Annotated in this window: 18 protein-coding genes; 12 read left to right on the top strand and 6 right to left on the bottom strand. The window is 65.9% G+C overall.

The genetic code is table 11. The features are described from left to right. Positions 1-119 precede the first annotated feature (119 nt). Both BMY30_RS03780 and BMY30_RS03775 read left to right on the top strand, forming a co-directional pair. Positions 120-2,126 (top strand): vWA domain-containing protein, encoded by a 2,007-nt coding sequence (locus BMY30_RS03780; protein WP_089710745.1) that lies wholly within the window; start codon positions 120-122, stop codon positions 2,124-2,126. Positions 2,127-2,300: 174 nt separating this feature from the next. Continuing rightward, the gene (locus BMY30_RS03775; RefSeq protein WP_089710744.1) at positions 2,301-2,804 is read left to right on the top strand and encodes a hypothetical protein; all 504 of its coding nucleotides are present in this window, start codon (positions 2,301-2,303) and stop codon (positions 2,802-2,804) included. 159 nt (positions 2,805-2,963) lie between these two features. On the opposite strand, the gene BMY30_RS03770 is transcribed toward BMY30_RS03775, so the two are convergent. Continuing rightward, positions 2,964-3,602 (bottom strand): hypothetical protein, encoded by a 639-nt coding sequence (locus tag BMY30_RS03770; RefSeq protein ID WP_244516113.1) that lies wholly within the window; start codon positions 3,600-3,602, stop codon positions 2,964-2,966. Between the two features lie 70 nt (positions 3,603-3,672). Further along, entirely contained in the window at positions 3,673-4,668 is a 996-nt protein-coding gene (locus tag BMY30_RS03765; protein ID WP_089710742.1) for a hypothetical protein, read from the bottom strand. A 342-nt stretch (positions 4,669-5,010) separates the two neighbouring features. On the opposite strand from BMY30_RS03765, the gene BMY30_RS03760 reads away from it, so the two are divergent. The 4 genes from BMY30_RS03760 to yejK all read left to right on the top strand — a co-directional run bounded on the left by BMY30_RS03760 (position 5,011) and on the right by yejK (position 9,109). Next, positions 5,011-5,526, top strand: a complete 516-nt coding sequence (locus tag BMY30_RS03760) for a putative pterin-binding protein (RefSeq protein WP_211607221.1) — start codon at positions 5,011-5,013, stop codon at positions 5,524-5,526. Further along, on the top strand, positions 5,526-6,959 hold the full coding sequence (locus BMY30_RS03755; protein ID WP_170840060.1) for a sensor histidine kinase: 1,434 nt from the start codon (positions 5,526-5,528) through the stop codon (positions 6,957-6,959). The genes BMY30_RS03760 and BMY30_RS03755 overlap by 1 nt, the downstream gene beginning before the upstream one ends. Beyond that, positions 6,946-8,028, top strand: coding sequence for a response regulator (locus BMY30_RS03750; protein ID WP_089710740.1), 1,083 nt, complete (start codon positions 6,946-6,948; stop codon positions 8,026-8,028). Before BMY30_RS03755 ends, BMY30_RS03750 begins: the two co-directional genes overlap by 14 nt. A gap of 73 nt (positions 8,029-8,101) precedes the next feature. Beyond that, positions 8,102-9,109, top strand: coding sequence for a nucleoid-associated protein YejK (gene yejK, locus BMY30_RS03745; protein WP_089710738.1), 1,008 nt, complete (start codon positions 8,102-8,104; stop codon positions 9,107-9,109). Positions 9,110-9,151: 42 nt separating this feature from the next. On the opposite strand, the gene BMY30_RS03740 is transcribed toward yejK, so the two are convergent. After that, entirely contained in the window at positions 9,152-9,754 is a 603-nt protein-coding gene (locus tag BMY30_RS03740) for a nucleotidyltransferase family protein (RefSeq protein ID WP_089710736.1), read from the bottom strand. 375 nt (positions 9,755-10,129) lie between these two features. On the opposite strand from BMY30_RS03740, the gene BMY30_RS03735 reads away from it, so the two are divergent. Together BMY30_RS03735 and BMY30_RS03730 are read left to right on the top strand one after the other, a co-directional pair. Continuing rightward, complete coding sequence (locus BMY30_RS03735) at positions 10,130-11,431, top strand: GGDEF domain-containing protein (RefSeq protein ID WP_089710734.1); 1,302 nt, start codon at positions 10,130-10,132, stop codon at positions 11,429-11,431. Between the two features lie 129 nt (positions 11,432-11,560). Next, positions 11,561-13,360 (top strand): ABC transporter transmembrane domain-containing protein, encoded by a 1,800-nt coding sequence (locus BMY30_RS03730; RefSeq protein WP_089710732.1) that lies wholly within the window; start codon positions 11,561-11,563, stop codon positions 13,358-13,360. Between the two features lie 30 nt (positions 13,361-13,390). Here the strand turns inward: BMY30_RS03730 and BMY30_RS03725 are convergent, their stop codons facing one another. Together BMY30_RS03725 and BMY30_RS03720 are read right to left on the bottom strand one after the other, a co-directional pair. Further along, on the bottom strand, positions 13,391-15,784 hold the full coding sequence (locus BMY30_RS03725) for a DNA polymerase II (protein WP_244516112.1): 2,394 nt from the start codon (positions 15,782-15,784) through the stop codon (positions 13,391-13,393). A gap of 40 nt (positions 15,785-15,824) precedes the next feature. Next, positions 15,825-16,595, bottom strand: a complete 771-nt coding sequence (locus BMY30_RS03720; protein WP_089710730.1) for a metallophosphoesterase — start codon at positions 16,593-16,595, stop codon at positions 15,825-15,827. Positions 16,596-17,094: 499 nt separating this feature from the next. Here BMY30_RS03720 and BMY30_RS03715 point away from each other — a divergent pair, with 499 nt between their 5' ends. Then, complete coding sequence (locus BMY30_RS03715) at positions 17,095-18,027, top strand: NAD(P)-dependent oxidoreductase (protein WP_089710729.1); 933 nt, start codon at positions 17,095-17,097, stop codon at positions 18,025-18,027. A gap of 49 nt (positions 18,028-18,076) precedes the next feature. After that, entirely contained in the window at positions 18,077-18,823 is a 747-nt protein-coding gene (locus tag BMY30_RS03710; protein WP_089710727.1) for a DUF72 domain-containing protein, read from the top strand. Between the two features lie 60 nt (positions 18,824-18,883). Here BMY30_RS03710 and BMY30_RS03705 read toward each other — a convergent pair whose 3' ends face one another. Continuing rightward, complete coding sequence (locus BMY30_RS03705) at positions 18,884-19,201, bottom strand: cupin domain-containing protein (RefSeq protein WP_089710783.1); 318 nt, start codon at positions 19,199-19,201, stop codon at positions 18,884-18,886. Between the two features lie 157 nt (positions 19,202-19,358). Between BMY30_RS03705 and BMY30_RS03700 the strand changes: the two genes are divergently transcribed. Together BMY30_RS03700 and BMY30_RS03695 are read left to right on the top strand one after the other, a co-directional pair. Continuing rightward, positions 19,359-20,213, top strand: a complete 855-nt coding sequence (locus tag BMY30_RS03700; protein ID WP_089710725.1) for an AAA family ATPase — start codon at positions 19,359-19,361, stop codon at positions 20,211-20,213. Positions 20,214-20,216: 3 nt separating this feature from the next. Then, positions 20,217-21,407 carry a vWA domain-containing protein gene (locus BMY30_RS03695; RefSeq protein ID WP_089710723.1) on the top strand — a complete coding sequence of 397 codons (1,191 nt, stop codon included), beginning with the start codon at positions 20,217-20,219 and terminating at the stop codon, positions 21,405-21,407. The last annotated feature ends 45 nt before the right edge of the window (positions 21,408-21,452 follow it).

Below are 21,452 nucleotides of genomic sequence, written 5' to 3'. Positions count from 1 at the left end.
CACACCAACCAGTAGCCTAGATGAAGCTCAAGGACCTGCCCCCGTCCGAATGGAGGGGGCACGCCGGCAGCACCCTTGGCTATGCTGTGCGTTGACGTATAGCAACCCGGAGGTGCTGCATGGCCCGTTTGAGTCGGTCTATTTCCCTGCTTCCCGCGGCGCTGCTGCTGGGAGCCACGCCCGCCATGGCCGAACGCGTGGGGGTGATGGTGCTCGATGCATCGGGCTCCATGTGGAACCGCATGGACGGCGATATCACGCGCATCGAGGTCGCCCGTGACGTGATCGACGAGTATCTCCAGGGCCGTGACCCCGAAGTACCCCTGAGTGTGCTGGCCTATGGCCACAACCGCCGAGGCGATTGCGGGGATATCGAGGTCATCGCCGCCATGGAGCTGCAGGATGCCGATACCCTGGCGGACCAGATACGCGCGCTGAACCCCCAGGGCATGACACCGATCGGCGACAGCCTGCGACTCGCTGCCGAGCAGATCCCGCGCACCGCCGAGGCCGCCGACATCATCTTGGTGACCGACGGGCTGGAGACCTGCGACGGCGACCCTTGCGCCGAGGCGGCGCGGCTGGCGGAGCAGGGGTTGGCGATTCGTGCCCATGTGGTCGGCTTCGGCCTCACCGACAGCGAGATCCAGCAGCTCTCCTGCGTGACCGAGCAGACCGGCGGGGAGCTCTTCCAGACCAACTCCGGCGCCGAGCTGGCAAGCGCCCTGAGCCAGGTGGAGCAGGCCGCCGGCGAGACCGTCGCGGAACCCGAGCCAGAGCCAGAGCCCGAACCGGCACCCCCGCCCGCCGCCGAATTGACGGCACCCGACGAGGCCCCGGCAGGCTCGGTGATCGAGGTGGAGTGGTCGGGCCCCGATGACGACAAGGACTATGTGACCATCGTCGAGGCCGGCGCCCCCGAGGGCAGCTACACCGACTACACCCGCACCAGCCGGGGCTCACCGCTTACGATCACCGCACCGGATGCCCTGGGCGACTTCGAGATCCGCTACGTGCACCAGCAGAGTGGCGAGACCCTGGCCAGCCATCCCATCACCCTGACAGCGGTGGACGCCAGCCTCTCCGCCCCCGAGGAGGCCGTGACGGCTTCGGTGATCGAGGTGGAGTGGGAAGGCCCTGACAATCCCAAGGACTACATCACCATCGTCGAGGCCGGCGCCCCCGAGGGCAGCTACACCGACTACACCCGTACCAGCCGGGGCTCGCCGCTGACGATTACCGCGCCGGATGCCCTCGGCAGCCACGAGATCCGCTACGTGCTCCAGCAGTCCGGACGTACCCTGGCCAGTCACCCCATCGACCTCATTCCGGCGTCCGCCAGTGTCACGGCGCCCGAGGAGGCCGTGACGGCCTCGGAGATCGAGGTGGAATGGGAAGGCCCGGACAATCCCAAGGACTACATCACCATCGTCGAGGCCGGCGCCCCCGAGGGCAGCTACACCGACTACACCCGCACCAGCCGGGGCTCACCGCTGACGATTACCGCGCCGGATGCCATGGGCAACTTCGAGATCCGCTACGTGCTCCAGCAGTCCGGGCGTACCCTGGCCAGCAAGCCCATCAGCCTGGTTCCCGCCACGGCGCAATTGATGGTCGATGAACCCATCGTGCCCAGCGGCGAATTCCAGGTGGAGTGGACGGGCCCCGACAATCCCAAGGATTACATCACCATCGTCGAGGCCGGCGCCGCCGAGGGCAGCTATACCGACTATGAGCGCACCAGCAGAGGATCGCCGGTCACCCTCGATGCTCCCGAAGAACCGGGCGACTACGAGGTACGCTACGTGATCCAGCAGTCCGGGCGGACCCTGGCCAGCGTGCCAGTCAGCGTGGGGGCCGGCGAGGTCAGCCTGGCCATCGAGGGAAGCCCCGAGGCGGGTGGCGTGGTCACGGTGAACTGGCAAGGACCGGGGCGCTACGAGGACTTCATCCAGATCGTCGAGGCGGGCAGCGCGCCTGATGCCGCGGCCATCCGTGATGCACGAGCCTCCCAAGGCAGTCCCGTGCAACTCTTCGCGCCCAGCTCAGCAGGTGACTACGAGGTTCGTTACAAGGCCTCGGACAGCGGCGAGGTGCTGGCAAGTACGCCCTTCACCCTCGAATGAGGCTCAGCGCTCACCGCGACGACACTGGAGCACGACGACGGCCAGGGAGGGCCGGAATCTGGGGTGATGCAGAATATTTTCCGGGAGGGCTTGACATACCCTACCCGGATGCTGAGGGCAGGATTATTATTTTCTGGCGGACGTGCAGTGTCCGTTTCCCGAGGATAATGATCGATGAACACCGCGAAATCGAGGTGCCTGGGTGCAATCGCCATAGGTGCCATCCTGCTGCTGCCGGCCACCCTCGCCCTGGCCCAGACAGACAGTGGTTCCGATGTCCCTGCCGAGGTCGTGGAGCGTGGCCGCTACATCGCCCTGACCAGTGGCTGCAACGACTGTCATACCCCCAACTACGGCATCGCCGAGGGGCAGGTGCCGGAGGAGCTCTGGCTGACCGGCGACGTGCTGGGCTGGCACGGCCCCTGGGGCACCACCTATGCGCCCAACCTACGGCTGTTGGCCGCCGAGCTGGACGAGCAGCAGTGGGTCGAGATGACTCACAGCCTGCGAGCACGGCCGCCGATGCCCTGGTTCAACCTGAACGCGATGAGCGTGGAGGACGCCGGCGCCCTGTATCACTACATCCGCTCCTTCGAGTCGCTGGGAGAGCCGGCCCCTGACTATCTCCCCCCGGGCGAGATGCCTGCCGTCCCCTACGTCGACTTCGTTCTGGAGTGATCGTCCTGCCGGCCAGGGAAGGCTGGTATGGCGCCCTTGAATGCCGGTTTGGTACGAATAGCCGGCCCGTCAGTCTGCGAAGGACCGAATGAAAGCGGCGAGGCCTGAGCCTCGCCGCTTTCATTTACTGCAATAGCACGGTTTTCCGGCACGGCCGCTTCAGCGAGCGGCCTGCTCGCGCACGGCATCCAGATCCCAGGCCTCGAGCAGTTCCACGGCGGGCGCCTGCGACTCCAGCCCCTGGCCGTTTACCTGCATCAGGATGCGGCCATCCATCAGGAAGGAGACCTCGGCGTTGCCGCGCTCGGGTTCCCACTTCAACAGCGCCGAGTCACGCCCGATCCGGATACGCTCCATGTTGGGCTGGGCAGCGATCATCGCCGGATTGTTGAACATCGCCGACATCACCTGAATCATGGGGTTGTCGATCATCAGCTTCGCCGTCAGCCTGCCGCTTCCCGACTCCTGGAGATACTCACGCTCCAGCATGCTGCCGCCCGCGCCGAACATCGCCGCCGCTCCGCCTCCACCACCAGCGGACTCCACCGCACCGGCGCTCCAGCCCTCGGGCGCCTCGGGGAAGGTCTCGGCGATGCGCCCCGACATCAGCTGGCGGATATCGTTGATGGCGAACTCCAACTCGGTAATGGCCGCGCCGTATTCCTCTTCCTGGTAGAGCTCCAGGCCAAGCTCGATCTGCTCGACGACCTCGTCGGTCTGCGCCTGCGCCTGGGCGGAAACCAGCCCCAGCGAGGCGACCAGCGCTCCCGACGTCAACCACCCTATGCCACGCTTCATGTTGTGCTCCTTTCTACGCTAATGCTTTGTCGCTGCATGAACTCCCGACTAAGTGCCGGGAGGAAGTCCGTCAGGTTCGAGAAGCGGCTGATGAGTCACCGGCTTCGCCGGCAGAGGGGCGCTCGGTGGATTCGGCCGCCTTCTGCTTGAGTTTACGGAACTTCTTCGACAGGCCGTCGAGCTTGGCCTCCCATTCCGGATCGGGTTGTTGCCCCTCGATGGTCTTGAAGTAGGCCTGCATCATGCAGGTAATGGCGAAGGGCTCCAGCAGCGCCACCTTGACGCTCCAGGCGAAAAGCAGCGCCACGATCACCCCGGTGGCGGACCAGCCGCCGGGAATCATGTAGGCCACCAGGGCCGCCGGCCCCAGCATGATCAGGAACACCAGGAACGAGAGACCGTAGACGATCAGCGCCAGCCAGGCGGCATTCTTGAGCATTGGCTTGGCGTTCTGGCCGTAGAGCACGAGCGCATCACGCGACGAGGCCCAGGCATTGTCGGAGCGCGTCTTGATGCAGTAGGCCAGGATCACCTCGTCGATGAATCCCACGGCGATCTTCAGGAAGGCCTCGATGATGCGAATGAACTGGCGCGCACCGGGAATCGGCAAGAACCCGAAGATTCCGCGCATAAGGCCCGTGATGGTACGCAGTACCCCCTTGATCAACTGGTCGACACCGAACAGCAGGCTGGCCTGGCCGAAACGCTCCTTGATTACCGTATTCGCATGGTCGATCTGACCGCGCCCCTCGGGCAAGGTCTGGCCGTCGAGCAGTTCCACCAGTACGGCGATATGGCCCGCCTTGACGACGTAGAGCAGGTACTCGCGCAGCACATACATCACGGCGCCAACAATGCCGAACCCGATCACACCGCCCCAGAAGGTGCTGGCGGCGCGGAAGCCCTCGTCACCAAAGCCGCCGATGCCCCAGCCGACCCCGGCCCCCACGCCGGTCATCAGCACATAGGCCAGCGCCACACCGAAATAGACGACCAGCCGAAAGAGGATGAAGGGCAGCGTGCGCAGCATGAGCCCCAGTGCCTGTCCGATACGAAAATCCCACATCGCCTTGCTCCTCTTCGTGGGAGCGTGCCCCAGGATCCGCCTTGGCCTGGATGGCACTCCCCTCCTCGGTTATCGGTTATCCGTTTTCAGTTACCCGCTCTGGGTTCCAGGTGACGCCACGGTGTCAGGATCGCTGGCTTCCATGCGCAGGTAGGCCTCCAGTTCGTCGCGGATATCCCCGACGATGTCGTCGGCATGGGTAATGCGCATGTTCTTGATCGAATGCCTGCCCGACAACATAGCGTCTTGCCTTGCCCTCGGCCCCCTTCATTTGAAGGGGGTAGCACGGCATCCTTGGGAGTAGAGTGGTAATCGGAGATCAGGATTCGCGAAGGGGGAGACATGATGCTGATCAGGCACTGCCTTGTCGTGGCCACCTTGCTCCTTGCGGGGCCGGGACTGGCCCAGAACCCTGCCGAGCCGCTTCCCTCCCCCGAAGGAGAGGTCAAGCTGGTTGTCAGCGGGCAGATAGCCGCCACCAACCAGGATGACGAGGCTCACCTGGATCTCGACCTGCTCGAGACACTGCCGCGTCATGAACTGACCACCTCCACCTCCGTGACCGACGGCGTGATCCACTTCGAGGGCTTCCTGGTTCGGGATCTGCTGGAGTGGCTCGACGCCAACGGCGAGACCGCCGTAGCCATCGCGCTCAACGACTACATCGTCGAGATCCCCCTCCAGGATTTTTACGACTATGACGTCATCCTGGCCACGCATATGGACGACCAACGGCTGACCCGTCGCGACAAGGGCCCGCTGTGGATCGTCTATCCGCGCGATGACCATGCCGAGCTCCAGGACATCCGCTACGACTACCGCTGGGTATGGCAGCTCCACCGTCTCGAGATCGAGTAATGCCCAGGCTGCACCCCTTTCCCGTCTATCTGGTCGCCAGCCTGGCCATCCTGGCCTTCTCCGCCTTCCTGGCCTTTGCCCTCATCCGGCTGTTTCAAGTCGAGAACGACATGCGCGACAACGTCGACGAGAACATGCTGTGGGTGGTCACTCAGGCACAGGTCGCCAGTCACCGGCTGGACCAGGCGGTGAACCGACGTGCGCTGGGTCAGCGGAGCGCGGACCCCGAGCTGCGCCTGGACATCCTCTCCAGTCGACTGACGCTGATGGACGATGGGCCCCAGCGCGATTACCTCCTCGCCCAGGGGCTGGAGGCGCCGCTCGACGCCGCGCTCGAGGATCTCCGCGCCCTGCTGGCGATCGTCGACAACACCGAGGGCGAGGCGCGCTTTCGTCCCGAGGCGCTGATCCCGCATCTCGACAGCCTGATGGCCCGCCTCAATCGCATCGCCAACTCGGTCATGATGGCCGAGTGGGAAAGCACCGGTGCCCGTCTCGATACCTACCGCAGCAGCCTGTTGCAGGTGATCGGTTCCGTCGTCGGCATCACCCTGAGTGGCCTCGCCCTGACGCTGCTGCTGGTCCATGCCCTTCGCCAGCGACGTGTGGCCCAGCGGGCACTGACGGCACACCGCGACCAGTTGGAGGAGGAAATCGCCAGACACATCAGCCGCTACAAGGAGACCGCCGATGCCCTTGCCCGCGCCTTGAATCGCGAACGCGGCGTCAGCGAGTTCTACCGCAGCTTCGCGGCCATGGTCTCGCACCAGTTCCGGACCCCGCTGGCGGTGATCGATTCCGGGCTGCAGCGCCTGCAGCGACGTCACCACCACTTCACACCCGAGAAGCGCAGCGAGCGCTATCAGCGGCTGCGCGAGGCGGTGGAACAGATGACCCGCCTGGTGGAGTCCTCGCTGACCGCGGCGCGGCTCGATGGCCAGCAGGTCGAAACCAGCCCGACCCGCCACTCGCTGGTTGCCATCGTCGATCACCTCTGTCGCCTGCAGGAAGAGGCGCACGGCATCGAACGGCTGGTCACAGCGCATGACAGCCCGGAGGCCTTCGCCTGGTGTGACCGCGCCCTCACCGAGCAGGTGCTGGCAAACCTGATCTCCAATGCCCTCAAATACTCCCCCGCCGGGCAACCCGTGCGCATCACCACGGCGCTGGAAGAGGGCCAGGCGGTGTGCCGGGTAGCGGATGGCGGCCCGGGCATTCCCGAGGCCGAGCAGGCCCGACTCTTCGAACGCTTCTTTCGGGGCAGCAATGCGGCAGGCACCGATGGCATCGGCCTGGGGCTGAACATCGCTCGCCACCTGGCGCGCATCCAGCAGGGTGACCTAGAAGTGAGCTCCTCCCTTGGCGAAGGCTCCGTCTTCACCCTGCGGCTGCCGGCCGCCAACTCGGAGGAGGCGCCCCATGTCCCAGCCTGAACGCGCCCACCAGCCACCGCTGATCCTCTGCGCCGAGGACCAGGAGGACCTGCGCACCGACATCTGCGAGGAACTCAGGGAGGCGGGCTACGCGGTACTCGAGGCCGGGGACGGCGAGGCAACGCTGCAGCAGATGGATGCCAGCGCACCGGATCTCATCCTCTGCGATATCAACATGCCCGGCCTCAATGGCTACGACGTGTTGGAAGAAATAAGCGAGCGCCGCCCTCATCTGGCCGACACCCCCTTCATCTTCCTGACTGCGCTCTCGGATCCCCGCGACGTGGTCGATGGCAAGCGCTGTGGTGCCGATGACTACCTGGTCAAGCCCATCGACTACGACCTGCTGCTGGCCACGGTGGAGGCACGCCTGCGCCAGGTCAGGCGCATGCGGGCAAAATCCAACCATGAACTGCAGGAGCTGCGTCAGGCCATGTCCGGTTTGCGGCAAGAGGCCTCGCGCCAGGCCTTCCGCTCGGCGACACGGGCGCTGGATCTGGTGGCCCCCGGCATGGTGCTGATCGACGGCCAGGGGCATGTCACCTTCGCCAACCAGCGCGCCCATCGCCTGGTCGAGGAAACCGATGCGCTGCTGCTGAACGACACCCTCTCCGCCAGGGGCAGCGAGGCCCGCCCGTTGCGCAAGGCCATTGAGGATGCCTCCCGGGCGAGCCAGCATGGCGAAGAGCCCGTGTACTCGCTGCGCCTGCCGAATCGTCCAGGCGATCACGGCCTGCTGGTGTTGGTATGTGCCATGGGACGGGAATCCAGCGCCGTGCAAGATGATACCAGCGTGGTCGTTCTGCTCTCCGCCCCCGACAAGCGACCGCCCTTGCCCGAGGGCGTGCTGGCCAGCCTCTTCGGCCTGACGCCGACCGAGACCCGTATCGCCATGGCGCTGCTCGAAGGCTCGCGTACCGAGGAGATCGCCGAGCGGATGGGCATCTCGCCTACCACCGTCGCCTTCCACCTGCGCAACCTCTTCCAAAAGACCGAGACGCATCGCCAGGCCGACCTGATCGCCCTGCTGCTGGCCGGCTCGATGACCGCCTACCTGGAAGGGCGCTGACGGCAGCGCGCCTATCGATCACGCCTTCCTGCGCGTATCATCCGGGCCCTCGTCCATCACCGCGGGAGGCGCCATGCCGATCCTCAACGCCATCGTCCATCGCATCGAGAAGGCCGCCGGCGAGGCACCGATGAGCCTGGTGCCTGCCACGGAAGCGCTGCCGCCCACCCCGGCCTTGGACGACCTGCTGGCCGGTGTCAACGATGCCTTCAATGCCAAGCCCAAGGCGTGGGGCCACTTCGCCGAGACGACGCCCGAGGGCGAGGGGAGTTCGCCCTTCGCCAGCGAACTGGCGGACACCCTCGAGGGGCGCCTCGACTTCATCGTGTTCTCCCGCGACCTGGCGAAGCGCATCGCCGCGCTGGTCGACGCCCACCTCTCGCTCTCCGGCGATCTGGTGGTGCTGCACCACCAGGTCGGCGACGCCCGCTACCTGAGCTTCGCACTACTGCACCACCGGGAGGGTTTCGCCATCGACGAGTCCCTGCAGGTGGTGCCGGCGCGCCAGCTCAACCTGGCGCAGATGAGCCTGGCCGCGCGCCTCAATATCAACCAGTGGCAGGCCGGCGATTCGAAGCAGTACCTCTCCTGGACCCGCGACCGCGGCGGCAAGAAGCTCGCCGAGGGATTCGCCGCCCTGCTCGGCGCCGAGGAGGGCGTGGACGCCAGCGGCGAGACCCGCACCCTGCTCAAGGCCTTCAGCGACTATGTCGAGCAGGAGGACCTGCCCGAGGAGGCCAGCCGCGAGAAGACCGACGCGCTGCTCGACTACGCCAGCGACCAGGCCCGCCGCGGCGAGCCGATGACCCTGGAGGCCCTCTCGGAGGTGCTCGACGAGCAGCAGCCGAAGGCCTTCTTCGATCACATCCGCAACGCCGACTACGGCCTCTCCCCGGAGATCCCGCCGGACAGGCGCACCCTCAACCAGTTCCGCCGCTTCACCGGCCGTGCCGGCGGGGTCTCGATCAGCTTCGACTGCCACTTGCTCGGCTCCGGCGTGGAGTATGACGAAGACCGGGACCGGCTGATCATCAAGCAGGTGCCCAGGCAACTGCGCGAACAGCTCAAGCGGCAGGGTTGAAGAAAAAGGGTGAACAAGGGGTGAGCGAGGCCTGAGGCCGGTTTACCTCTCGAGCGCCGCGAGCGCCTCGGCGGTGTCGATATCCCGGTGGATACCAGGATCGGCGACCGCCAGTGTCCTCAGGCTCGCCGGATAGCGGCACAATACCGGCCGCCCGCCCGTGTCACCGCCGAGCCCTTCCAGCGCCGACCAGAAGTCGCGACCGAACAGCACCGGATGCCCCGGCCGGCCTCCCTGGCAGGGGCGCAGGATGCTGTCGCGCTCGGCGGCCGCTTCCAGACGCTGCAGGGTGCCGGGGTCGATACGGGGCATGTCGCCGAGCAGCACCGCCGCCGCCCGGCAGTTCACCAGCGCCGGGTCGCGCCCCAGAGCGCCGAAGGCGTCTGCCAGGCTGGCGCCCAACCCTTGATCGCCGCGGGGCGCCCGGATGATCCGCAGCGCCGGGTCGATGAGGCCCAGCGCCAAAGGGTCATCTTCCTCACGCAGCACCACCCGGACATCCGCAAAGACGTCGCTTGCCAGCGCACAGCTGCTCGACAGCAGGCAACGACCGTCGGGCAGCACGGCCAGACGCTTGTCGCCGCCGGCGAAGCGGCGCGAGCGCCCGGCCGCCATCACCAGGGCGACCACGGGCTCAGAGGCCATCGGGGACGGCCCGGCACAGCATAGGTAGCTTCTTCAGCACCTAGCTCGCTCACTGCTGTTGATCGTCATCTTGGCCATCCCTCTTTTCCTTAGTTGCCTCGTCAGCGGCTCGGTCAGTGTCTCGTCCCGCCGCCACGTTGAGTTCTTCTTCACTGTAGCAAAGCAGACTAACGACTGAGCTCGTTCTCATCCATGGCTCATACGCCCTTCGTAAGTGATCGCTTACACGCATCGTAAGCCTGCTGTGACATTTGCCGAAAGGGGCTGGCGGGAACCGGAAATCGGCACCATGCTTTCACAGTCCGGCTGACTTGAAGTGAGATGATCAGACGGCCTTGGTCATGAAGGCGGGCACGATTCGTCAAGGAAGTTCGAATGAGCACCCATGCAGAGGATGGTAACCAACTCGACTGGCATGGCGAATTTCGGGACTCCGCCAAGGAGACCCTGTTCCGCCGAACCATGCTGGCGCAAGACGCCTGCCAGATGCGTCATGCTCTCGTGGTGGCCGCCGGCCTGTTCCTCGCTTTCAGCCTGACGGACTTCAGCCTGCTGGGCTTGAACAATGATTTCATGATGCTGCTGGCCATGCGCGTCATCGTTGCCACTTGCTTCCTGTCGCTGGCCCTGGCGGTATGGCGGCGCCCTTCCCTGGCCCAGGCTCCACTGCCGATCAACCTGATCTGCCTGCTGGCCATCACTGGCCTGCTGCTCACCATCCCCCTGCGGACGGATGGCATCATGACGAATTTCTCCTCGATCGTGGCCGCCAGCATGGCCCTCTACCTCTTCATACCCAACCGCATACCCTGGATGCTAGCCTGCAACGCCTACCTGTTCGGCGGCTTCCTGATCTCGATGGTTCTATGGTCACCACTGCCCGGCGGGGTCCTGGTGAACTACCTGTTGCTGCTGGGCTTCGTCAACCTGCTGTGCTGGCTGACGGTATTCCGGATTCATCGGCTGCAGCGTGCCCAGTTCGCCAACCTGCTGGAAGAACGTTCGAACAATCAGCGACTGAAGGAAGAGATCGAGGAGCGCAACCAGCTGGAACGGCGCCTGCGCCATATCGCCAGGACCGATGAGCTGACAGGAATTACCAACCGCCGGCGGTTCTTCGAGCTGGCCGAGCGGGAGCGTCGCCGGGCTCAGCGTGACGGATCCCCCCTCTCGCTGTGCATGGTGGATATCGATTACTTCAAGTCCATCAACGATATACATGGCCATGCCATTGGTGACCTGGCACTGACGGTGGTCGCCGCCCGCTGCCAGTCGGTACTGCGCGAGAGCGACATCATCGGCCGCTACGGCGGTGAGGAGTTCGTCATCGCCCTGCCCCAGGCCAACCTGATCACCGCCCGGGAAATCTCCGAACGATTGCGTGAGGCAGTGTGCCTGACGCCTGTGGAGGTCAAGGGCGTGTTGCTGGACCTGACGGTCACAGTCGGCATCAGTCGAGTCGGTGATGGCGAGACCAGCATCGACCCGGGCCTGCTGCGCGCCGACCGGGCCCTCTATACCGGCAAGGAAAGAGGGCGCAACTGCTTGGTGGTGGCCCCGGAGGATCACGAGCCGCCCCTGCTGGAGAGCGTGCCGATGACTTTCACGCCGGCTGAGGTTCGCGTCACTGCCCCGGTTGCAGCCCCAGCTAACGGGCGACGTTTCAACCGTTCCTGAAGACGCTCTAGACGGGAAGGCTGCGGATGTCGCATCAAGCGGCATCGCGTCGAGTGCTTTCCCGACACTGCCATGCAGCGGCCGCCCCGGGCTGTTATCGTCGCGTCAACGCCTGCCGACGAGATCCCCATGGCCCAACAACCCGATCCCCGTGTGCTGCTGCGCCTGCTGGTTCTGCTGCACCCCTACCGCTGGCGCCTGGCAGTGGCCGGACTGGCGCTGCTCGCTGCCGCGGCCAGCGTGCTGCTGCTCGGCCAGGGGCTGCGCCTGGTGATCGACCAGGGGTTCCTGGATGAGGATCGCGCACGGCTCAACCAGACCCTCGGCCTGATGCTCAGCGTGGTGGCGGTACTGGCGATCGCCTCGGCACTGCGCTACTACCTGGTCACCTGGATCGGCGAACGGCTGGCGGCCGACCTGCGTCGTCGGGTCTTCGACCACCTGCTCGAGCTCGAGCCCGGCTTCTTCGAGAGCAGCGCCGGGGAGAGTGGCGGCGCCGGGGAGATCACCTCGCGGTTGACGGCGGACACCAGCGTGCTGCAGAGCCTGTTCGGTTCCTCGATATCGCTGGCGCTGCGCAACCTGCTGATGCTGATCGGGGCGGTGGCGCTGATGCTGGTGACCCAGCCGTGGCTCTCGGCCATCGTACTGCTGGGTATCCCCGCTACGGTGCTGCCGATCCTCTGGTTCGGGCGCCGTGTACGGCGACTCTCACGCTTCAGCCAGGACCGGGTGGCGGAGCTCGGCCGCTACGCCGGGGAGGCCTTGGCCGGTATCCGCACCGTCCAGGCCTTCACTCACGAGACCCACGATCGCCAAGCCTATGGTGCTCGGGTCGAGGAAGCCTTCACCACCGCCGTGGCCCGCACTCGGCAGCGCGCCTGGCTGACGGGCATTGCCATGCTGGCGGTCTTCGCCGCGGTGGGGGTGATGCTCTGGCAGGGCGGTCAGGCGGTGCTGGCCGGCAGCATGACCGCCGGCGAGCTCTCGGCCTTCGTCTTCTATGCCGTGCTGGCAGCGGGCGCCGTGGCGACGCTGGCCGAGGTGGCAGGCGATGTACAGCGCGCCGCCGGGGCCGCCGAACGCCTGCTGGAACTGCTGGAGGCACGGCCGGCAATTAAAGCACCTGAGCGCCCCGTGCCCCTGCCCGCCCCCCTGCACGGGGAGATCCGCTTCGACACCGTGAGCTTCACCTACCCGGGCCGCGAAACGCCGGCGCTGGAGGCCCTCGACCTGCGGATCCGTCCGGGCGAACGGGTGGCGCTGGTGGGGCCCTCCGGGGCCGGCAAGAGTACCCTGCTCACGCTGCTGCTGCGCTTCCACGACCCGGACCGGGGCACCCTTCTGCTGGACGGCATCGACCTGCGCGACCTGGACCCACGCGAACTCCGCTCGGCGCTGGGTCTGGTGGCCCAGGAGCCGGTGCTCTTCACCGGAACCGTGGCCGAGAACCTGCGCTTCGGCCGGCCCATGGCCAATTTCGATGAACTGCACCGGGCCGCCCGGGATGCCAATGCCCTGGCGTTCATCGAGGCTCTGCCCCGCGGGTTCGATACCTCACTCGGCCCCGGCGGCGTGCAACTCTCCGGGGGCCAGCGCCAGCGCCTGGCCATCGCCCGGGCACTGCTCAAGGAGCCAAGGGTACTGCTGCTGGACGAGGCCACCAGCGCCCTGGACGCCGAGAGCGAGCAGCTGGTGCAGCAGGCCCTGGACCGGCTGATGAAGGACCGCACCAGCGTGGTGATCGCCCATCGCCTGGCGACGGTGGTCGCCGCCGACCGCTTGCTGGTGCTGGACAAGGGCCGGCTGGTGGCCAGCGGCCGCCACGATGAGCTGCTCGAGTCGAGCCCGCTCTACCGTCACCTGGCCGAGCTTCAGTTCGGTCAGGATGTGACGGCCGCCATGAGCGACTCCGCCTCGCTTTCTTGAGCCCGACTGCTTCCTGACCCGGCCTGCGGGCTAAAACAGCCCGAGCTGGGTATCGATAAGGCTTTCGAAGTCGTCGCCGACGAAGGGCAGGATGGCATCGGCTACCGGCTGCAGCTGACGGGTCAGGTAATGGTCGGTGTCGATGGCCGAGCGCCACGCCTCCAGGGGCTCGGGGCCAGCCACCGTCATCACGTAGCGGATCCAGCCGCCGTTCTGGTACTGCCGCGGCCGGCCCAGGCGGTCATTGGCTTCGTCGGCCAGCCGCGCCGCGCGCACATGGGGCGGCACGTTGCGCTGATAGTCATCCAGGCGACGACGCAGCCGCTTGCGATAGACCAGCCGCTCGTCGAGCTCGCCCTCTCGGGAGCGGTGAATGAACGCCTGCACATAGTCGCGGATGTAGTCCCGCCAGGGCTCGCGGGCGAAGATGCGCCTATAGAGCTCCTGCTGGAAGGCCTTGGCGAGCTCCGTCCAGTCGCTGCGCACCGTTTCGAGCCCCTTGAACACCATGTGTTCATCTCCATCGGCGTCACGCACCAGCCCCGCATAGCGCTTCTTGCTGCCCGCCTCGGCGCCACGGATGGTCGGCATCAGGAAGCGCCGGTAATGGGTCTCGAACTGCAGCTCCAGGACACTCTCGAGCCCGTATTCCTCTGCCAGGTGCTCGCGCCACCAGGCGTTGACCCGGTCCACCAGGCGGCGGCCGATCGCCGCAGCGTCAGCTTCTTCGTGAGGGCGACCCAGCCAGACGAAGGTGGAGTCGGTATCGCCGTAGATCACGGTCACCCCCTCGGCCTCGATGAGCTCCCGGGTACGGCGCATGATCTCGTGGCCGCGCATGGTGATCGACGAGGCGAGCCGGGCATCGAAGAAACGGCATCCCTTCGAGCCGAGCACCCCGTAGAAGCTGTTCATGATGATCTTCAATGCCTGGGAGAGCGGCGCATTCCCGGCACGCTTGGCGGCCTCGCGCCCGGCCCATACGCGCTCCACAATGCCCGGCAAGGCGTGATGGCTGCGTGAGAAGCGCGCACCGAGAAAGCCCGGCACCGAGGCGGCGGCCCTGGGGTCGGCGAGCCCCTCGATGAGTCCTGCCGGGTCGATCAGGAAGCTGCGGATGATCGAGGGATAGAGGCTCTTGAAGTCGAGCACCAGTACCGAGTCGTAGAGGCCGGGGCGGGAGTCCATGACGAAGCCGCCGGGGCTCTCGTCCGGCTGCCCCTCGCCGAGGTTGGGCGCCACGAATCCCAGCCGATGCAGGCGTGGCAGATAGAGATGGGTGAAGGCCGCCACCGAGCCGCCGCTGCGATCGGCGGGCAGGCCGGTGACGGTGGCCCGCTCGAGCAGGAATTCGAGCAGCTCGGTCCTGGCGAAGATCCGCGTCACCAGCTCGCAGTCCTTGAGGTTGTAGCGGGCCAGGGCCGGCTTGTCCTCGGCGAACATGCGCAGGATGTCATCGAGGCGCTGGTAGGGATTGTCGATCGCCTTGCCCTCGCCGAGCAGGGTCCGGGCGACGTTCTCCAGGCTGAACGAGGGGAAGTGCCAGGTGGCCGAGCGCAGCGCCTCGATGCCGTCGATGATCAACCGCCCGGCAGCGGCGGCGAAGAAGTGGTTGGACTTGTACCCATGGGCGCGCCACTCCATCTCGGCACCGCCACGCCCCAGACGCAGCGGCACGCCAAGCGCGCGGGCATGCTCGTGAAGGAGGCGAAGATCGAACTGCACCAGGTTCCAGCCGATGATGGCATCGGGGTCGAACTCGGAGAACCAGGCATTGAGACGCTCGATGAGCTCGGCCCGGGAGTCGCAGTAGTCCAGCGGGAAATCGAGCTCGCTCGGTTCGCCCTCGCCCTTTCCAGCGTGCGGCCCCAGCATATAGACCTGGCGCTGCCCGCAGCCCTCCAGCGCAATCGAGTAGAGCTCACCCTTGGCGCTGGTCTCGATATCCAGCGAGACCGTGCGCAGCCGCGGGCGGTAGTCCGTTGAGGGCTTCAGGCGGGCCTCCATCAGGCCGCCCTGCCCATCCTCCGACCCGGTCACCGCTACCGGCGCGGTGATAAAGCGCTCCATCAGGTAGCGCTCCGGCGGACGGATGTCGGCCTCGTAAAGCTCCAGGCCGGCCTCCTTGAGACGCCGTTCGAGGGCACTCAGCTGACGACTCTGCCGGCAATAGAGGCCCAGTACCGGACGACGGTGGAAGTCGCACAGCTCGAGCTCGCGAAGCGATGCGCCCTGTTCGCCGGCGAGCGCGCCCTCGGCCCGCTCGCGCTGCTCGGCGGGCAGGAAGGCCACCGAGGACTGGGCCGGCAGACGCACCTTGAGCGGACCCTCATCGGTTGCCAGCCAGAAGGTGACATCAATACCCCGGGGTGTATCCACCCAGTGCCGCGTCAGGATAAAGCCGTGGCGCGTCAACACTGACACTACGCGAGGCTCGCCGGTAGACAGGCAGCGCGGACCCGCGTCATGCGTCACTCACCTCGACGATCAGGTCGTCGATAAACAGCGGCGGGTCGAACTCGTCGGGGTAGCCACCCGGGTTGGCGATGACGCGTGTACCACCCGTCTCGAGGTCCACCGGCTCATGGACATGGCCGTGGATCCACAGGTCCATGCGTCCCATCAGTTGGGGCAGATGGGAAGCGAAGGCCGGAGACAGCACATCGCCGCGATAGCAGGACGGGATACAGTCGGCCAGGGGAGCGTGGTGGCTGATCACCACCCTCGGGCCGGTGAATGGTCGAGCCAGCTCTTCGTCCAGCCAGGCCAGTGCCTCTGCATGCAGGCGGCGGCTCTCCTCCGGGGTGAACATCGCCCCTTCCGGCTGCTCGATGATCCGGAAATCCGGCATCAGGGCCAGCGCCCTGGCCTCGGTCAGTGCCGGGTCGAACTCGGGCTGGTCGGCGTAGAGGGCGAAGTCGGTCCACAGCGTCGTGCCGTGAAAGCGCACGCCCCCCAGGGTCAGTGAGCGGTTGTCCAGCAGATGGATGCCGAGTCGCTCGGCTTCGGCGGCCAGTACGCGGCGCAGGGCAGGCATGCTGGTGCCATAGAACTCATGGTTGCCAGGAACATAGACAATCGGGGTGCCGGCAAAGCGCTCCGCTGCCCAACTCAGCCCCTGGATGTCGGCATGAATATCCCCGGCCAGAATCACGACATCGGCCCTGGATTCCGGCAACTCCGGTGGACGATCGGCGTGTTCCAGGTGCAGGTCCGAGAGTACCCTCAGGCGCATCGTCAGTTCCCTTAGCAGCGAGCCATTCGCGCCAGTGTGATACAGGCGTCAGGTGAAGACTACCGCCAGGTCAGCCTCTCGAGGACACGGGCGGCCTTGCCCAGGAGGCCATACTGCCAGGCACGGCCTCGTCGATTTTGGCCACATTTATAAAAAAGGTCCCCCGAAGGGGACCAATTGGAGCACGCCAGCTCACTCGGTGATTCGCCACTCTGGCTCGGCGATCATGATGATTATATAGCGAGAATCGCGCCAGAAATGCCAATTACCCAATAAACATAAAGGGTTACTGAACTAACGTCCTCCGGCGCCTTTCCCGAAGCGATCGACATCATGCGGCACTGCACCATAGGAGCGCTTTCTAGCAGCGGGATGCGTCATGGCGAGGCAGTACCGCGCTGGTTCAGCGCTCTTCCTGGCGCAACGGACATGCCAAGTTGCTGAAAAACCCTTCCATCCCGCATGCTGCCTCTCCAACCCAATCCACCTGGAGACCTCCATGACCCAGCCTCGCCTCGGCTTCATCGGCATCGGCCTGATGGGCAACCCCATGACGCGACGTCTGCTGGAGGCCGGCTTCGATGTGACCGTATGGAATCGCACATCCGCCAAGGCCGCTCCCTTGGGCGAGGCCGGTGCCCGGGTGGTCGGCACGATCGCCGAGCTGATGGAAACCGTGGACGTGGTACTGCTTTGCCTGGCCAATACCACCGTGGTGGAGGACATAGTGTTCGGCGAAGGGGGGATAGCCCAGCATGGCCGTGCCGGCCAGAGACTGGTCGACTTCTCCAGCAGCGATCCTGCCGCAACACGCGACTTCGCCGACTGGCTCGAGAGCGAATGCGGCATGCGCTGGGTGGATGCGCCGGTCTCCGGCGGCGTGGCAGGCGCGGAGGCAGGAAGCCTGGCCATCATGTGCGGTGGCGATCCGGAGGATGTCGAGGCAATCCGGCCGTTGCTGGTGCCGCTATCCGCGAGGGTGACCCATATGGGCCCGGTGGGCAGCGGCCAGGTGACCAAGGTGTGCAACCAGATGGTGGTCGGCTGCCAGGCGGCGGTGATCGCCGAGATGGTCGCCCTGGCCGAGGCCAGCGGCGTGGATGCCAGCCGGCTGACCGAGGCCCTGGCCGGTGGCTTCGCCGACTCGACTCCTTTCCGGATTCTCACACCGCGCATGGCGGCTAGCGACTTCGACGAGCCGCCCTGGCACCTTCGCACCCTGCTCAAGGATCTCGACATGGCGGTGGCCCAGAGCCAGCGCAGCGGCAGCGCCACGCCCATGAGCGGGCTGGCCGCCCAACTGATGCGCGCCCATGCGCGGCGCGGCCACGCCGAACGAGACCCGGCGACCCTGGTAAATACCTACCGTCCCGGCGACGGCGACCAAGGGCCGGTCCCCACTGGCAACACCGCGGGTTCGGGTCCATCCTGAGCCTGCGCTCCTCCCCAGGGGGACGGTTCCACGGGCGACGGGAGGCCGAATGAGCCAATCGGGACGGATGCACATCGGGACCTCGGGCTACCAGTACGATCACTGGCGCGACGTCCTCTACCCGAAGGACCTTCCGCGTGAGCGCTGGCTCGGCCACTACGCCGAGCACTTCGCAACGGTGGAGATCAACAACACCTTCTACCAGCTACCCGAGGCCGACACCTTCCGCGCCTGGCGCGACGCCGTCCCCAAGGGTTTCCGTTTCGCCGTCAAGTTCAGCCGCTACGGCAGCCACATCAAGAAGCTCAAGGACCCCCAGGACACCATCGGCCACTTCCTGGACGCTGTCGGGCCGCTCGGCGACACGCTGGGCCCGATCCTGGTGCAGCTGCCGGGCCGCTGGCGGGCCAATGCCGAGCGTCTGGACGCCTTCCTCAAAGCTGCACCGGCCGAATATCGCTGGGCGTTGGAATTCCGCGACCCCTCCTGGCTCTGCGACGATGTCTACGAGGTACTGGAAGCCCACGGCGCCGCCCTGTGCTGGCACGACATGCTCCCCGACCATCCCCGACGCCTGACCGCCGACTGGGCCTACCTGCGCTATCACGGCGACCACTACCGGGGCCGCTACACGCCCCAGTACCTCAGCGCCCAGGCCCGGCGGGTTCGGGACCTGTCCACGAGCGGCCGTGACGTCTACGCCTACTTCAACAACGACGAGGCCGGCCATGCCGTCGAGAACGCCAGGCAACTCCATCGCTACCTCGCCCGGCTCGCGCCCGACAGCGAGCCGTGACACCTGCGATCGCCGAGCCCGCCTTCACGCGGCCGCCCTTCCTCGTGCGGACGCCCATCTTCAGGTGGAATAGTGTACTGCCAGCCACACGGTGGCCTGCTGGGGGTCCGTCCATTTGACGCGATGGCGGCAGTGCGCCGGGATGGTCCAGTAATCGCCGGGCGCGAGTTCCACATCCTCGCCCTGCTCGAAGGCGAGCACCGCCCGGCCCTGCAGTACCACCACCCATTCGTGCTGCGGCTGGTCGTACCAGCCCTCTTCCGGCGAACGCTGGCCGCGCGAGACGATGCGCTCGATGCTCACATCCTTGCCGCCCGCCAGTGCCTTGAACTGCTCCGCCTCCAGGGACAGGGGAATCGATGTGAAGAGGTTGTTCACCACTGTCTTTCTCCTTACTGCCATCACGTCGACACCTGGACGTTCCGCGGATAGTGTATCCGGCCACTTGCCTTCGGGCCGAATTTGTCCCCTCTCCCGCCCTTCCGTACACTCGTTTGACTCCTGATCCTTCGACGAACCTGCCGAGGTATGACCCATGGCGTTTGATTCCACTTCCACCTATGTGGCCACCGAGGCCCTCAAGCAGGCGGTCGATGCCGCCGTCACCCTGGAGCGCCCGCTGCTGATCAAGGGCGAGCCGGGCACCGGCAAGACCCTGCTGGCCGAGGAACTGGCCGGCTCGATTGGCACCCGACTGATCACCTGGCACATCAAGTCCTCCACCAAGGCGGCCCAGGGGCTCTACGAATACGATGCGGTGAGCCGCTTGCGCGACTCCCAGCTCGGCATCGAGGGCGTGGAGAACGTCGCCAACTACATCGAGCCCGGCAAGCTGTGGGAGGCCTTCACCGCGGATGAGCGAGTGGTGCTGTTGATCGACGAGATCGACAAGGCGGACATCGAATTTCCCAACGATCTGCTCCAGGAGCTGGATCGCATGGAGTTCCATGTCTACGAGACCGGCGAGACCATTCGTGCCCGCCACCGGCCGATCATCGTGATCACCTCCAACAGCGAGAAGGAGCTGCCCGACGCCTTCCTGCGCCGCTGCTTCTTCCACTACATCGAGTTTCCCGACCGCGAGACCATGCAGGCCATAGTCGATGTGCACTTCCCGGACATTGCCCCCAAGCTCGTTGCCGAGGCCCTGGAGGTCTTCTTCGACCTGCGCCAGGCTCCGGGCCTCAAGAAGAAGCCCTCCACCTCGGAGCTGGTGGACTGGCTGAAGCTGCTGATGGCCGACGAGCTGGCCCGAGAGTCCCTCTACCAGCGCGACCCGGTGAAGGCGATCCCGCCGCTGGCCGGGGCGCTGGTCAAGAACGAGCAGGACACCGCGCTGCTCGAGCGACTCGCCTTCATGATGCGCCGCCAGGGCAACCAGAGGCGCTGAGGCATGTTCATCGGCCTGTTCGACACCCTGAAGCGCCATGGCGTACCGGTATCGCTGCGCGAACTGCTCGACCTCCACGCAGTGGTGGAGCGTGGCGTGGTGTTCGCCGACATGGAAGCCTTCTACCAGCTCGCGCGCACCGTCATGGTCAAGGACGAGCGCCACTTCGACCGCTTTGATCGCGCCTTCGCCGCCTGGTTCGAGGGGCTGGAAAACCTCGACGCCGCCATCGAGGCGATGATTCCCGACGACTGGCTGCGCCGCGAGTTCGAGAAGCAGCTCAGCGAGGAAGAGAAGGCCCAGATCGAGTCCCTGGGTGGCCTCGAGAAGCTGATCGAGACCTTCAAGCAGCGCCTGGAAGAGCAGGATGAGCGCCACGCCGGCGGCAACAAGTGGATCGGAACCGGCGGCACCAGCCCCTTCGGCGCCTATGGCTACAATCCCGAGGGCATCCGCATCGGCCAGGACGGCTCGCGTCATCGCCGCGCGGTGAAGGTGTGGGACGAACGCCGCTTCCGCGACTACGACGACAGCCTCGAGCTGGGCACGCGCAATATCAAGATGGCGCTGCGCCGGCTTCGCAAGTTCGCCCGACAGGGGGCCGCGGAGGAGTTCGACGTCGACGCCACCATCCGGGAAACGGCGCGCGACGCCGGCCTGCTCAATGTGCAGATGCGCCCCGAGCGCCACAATGCGGTGAAGGTGCTGCTGTTGCTCGACGTGGGCGGCTCCATGGACGACCACATTCGCACCTGCGAGGAGCTCTTCTCGGCGGCACGCTCGGAGTTCAAGCACCTGGAGGCCTACTACTTCCATAACTGCGTCTACGAGGGACTGTGGCGCAGCAACGCTGGAAACCAGGCCCGGCGCCATGGCGATCGCATCCCGACGATGGACGTGCTGAACACCTACGGCGACGACTACCAGGTGGTCATCGTCGGCGATGCCGCCATGTCGCCCTACGAAATCACCCATCCCGGCGGCAGCGTAGAGCACTTCAACGACGAGCCAGGCGCGGTCTGGCTCAAGCGACTGGTCGACCACTTCCCGCACCTGGCCTGGCTCAACCCCATGCCGCAACGCGCCTGGGACTTCACCCACTCCACCCAGTTGATCCACAAGTTGATCGACGATCGCATGTATCCCATGACCCTGGCAGGGCTCGAAAACGCCATGCGCGAGTTGGCCCGGTAGTTTTCTATAACCTTTATGGGCTATTTCTTGTCATTATAACCTTCA

It is taken from the genome of Halomonas daqiaonensis (genome assembly GCF_900109725.1).
Taxonomy (GTDB): domain Bacteria; phylum Pseudomonadota; class Gammaproteobacteria; order Pseudomonadales; family Halomonadaceae; genus Halomonas; species Halomonas daqiaonensis.
The sequence above is the reverse complement of the archived record's forward strand: the minus strand, read 5'-3'. Positions and strand labels throughout refer to the sequence as shown.

Bases quoted from the DNA above. Each gene is read 5' to 3' on its own strand.
- BMY30_RS03780 (WP_089710745.1), top strand. From the start codon at position 120: ATGGCCCGTTTGAGTCGGTCTATTTCCCTGCTTCCCGCGGCGCTGCTG.
- BMY30_RS03775 (WP_089710744.1), top strand. From the start codon at position 2,301: ATGAACACCGCGAAATCGAGGTGCCTGGGTGCAATCGCCATAGGTGCC.
- BMY30_RS03770 (WP_244516113.1), bottom strand. From the start codon at position 3,602: ATGAAGCGTGGCATAGGGTGGTTGACGTCGGGAGCGCTGGTCGCCTCG.
- BMY30_RS03765 (WP_089710742.1), bottom strand. From the start codon at position 4,668: ATGTGGGATTTTCGTATCGGACAGGCACTGGGGCTCATGCTGCGCACG.
- BMY30_RS03760 (WP_211607221.1), top strand. From the start codon at position 5,011: ATGATGCTGATCAGGCACTGCCTTGTCGTGGCCACCTTGCTCCTTGCG.
- BMY30_RS03755 (WP_170840060.1), top strand. From the start codon at position 5,526: ATGCCCAGGCTGCACCCCTTTCCCGTCTATCTGGTCGCCAGCCTGGCC.
- BMY30_RS03750 (WP_089710740.1), top strand. From the start codon at position 6,946: ATGTCCCAGCCTGAACGCGCCCACCAGCCACCGCTGATCCTCTGCGCC.
- yejK (WP_089710738.1), top strand. From the start codon at position 8,102: ATGCCGATCCTCAACGCCATCGTCCATCGCATCGAGAAGGCCGCCGGC.
- BMY30_RS03740 (WP_089710736.1), bottom strand. From the start codon at position 9,754: ATGGCCTCTGAGCCCGTGGTCGCCCTGGTGATGGCGGCCGGGCGCTCG.
- BMY30_RS03735 (WP_089710734.1), top strand. From the start codon at position 10,130: ATGAGCACCCATGCAGAGGATGGTAACCAACTCGACTGGCATGGCGAA.
- BMY30_RS03730 (WP_089710732.1), top strand. From the start codon at position 11,561: ATGGCCCAACAACCCGATCCCCGTGTGCTGCTGCGCCTGCTGGTTCTG.
- BMY30_RS03720 (WP_089710730.1), bottom strand. From the start codon at position 16,595: ATGCGCCTGAGGGTACTCTCGGACCTGCACCTGGAACACGCCGATCGT.
- BMY30_RS03715 (WP_089710729.1), top strand. From the start codon at position 17,095: ATGACCCAGCCTCGCCTCGGCTTCATCGGCATCGGCCTGATGGGCAAC.
- BMY30_RS03710 (WP_089710727.1), top strand. From the start codon at position 18,077: ATGAGCCAATCGGGACGGATGCACATCGGGACCTCGGGCTACCAGTAC.
- BMY30_RS03700 (WP_089710725.1), top strand. From the start codon at position 19,359: ATGGCGTTTGATTCCACTTCCACCTATGTGGCCACCGAGGCCCTCAAG.
- BMY30_RS03695 (WP_089710723.1), top strand. From the start codon at position 20,217: ATGTTCATCGGCCTGTTCGACACCCTGAAGCGCCATGGCGTACCGGTA.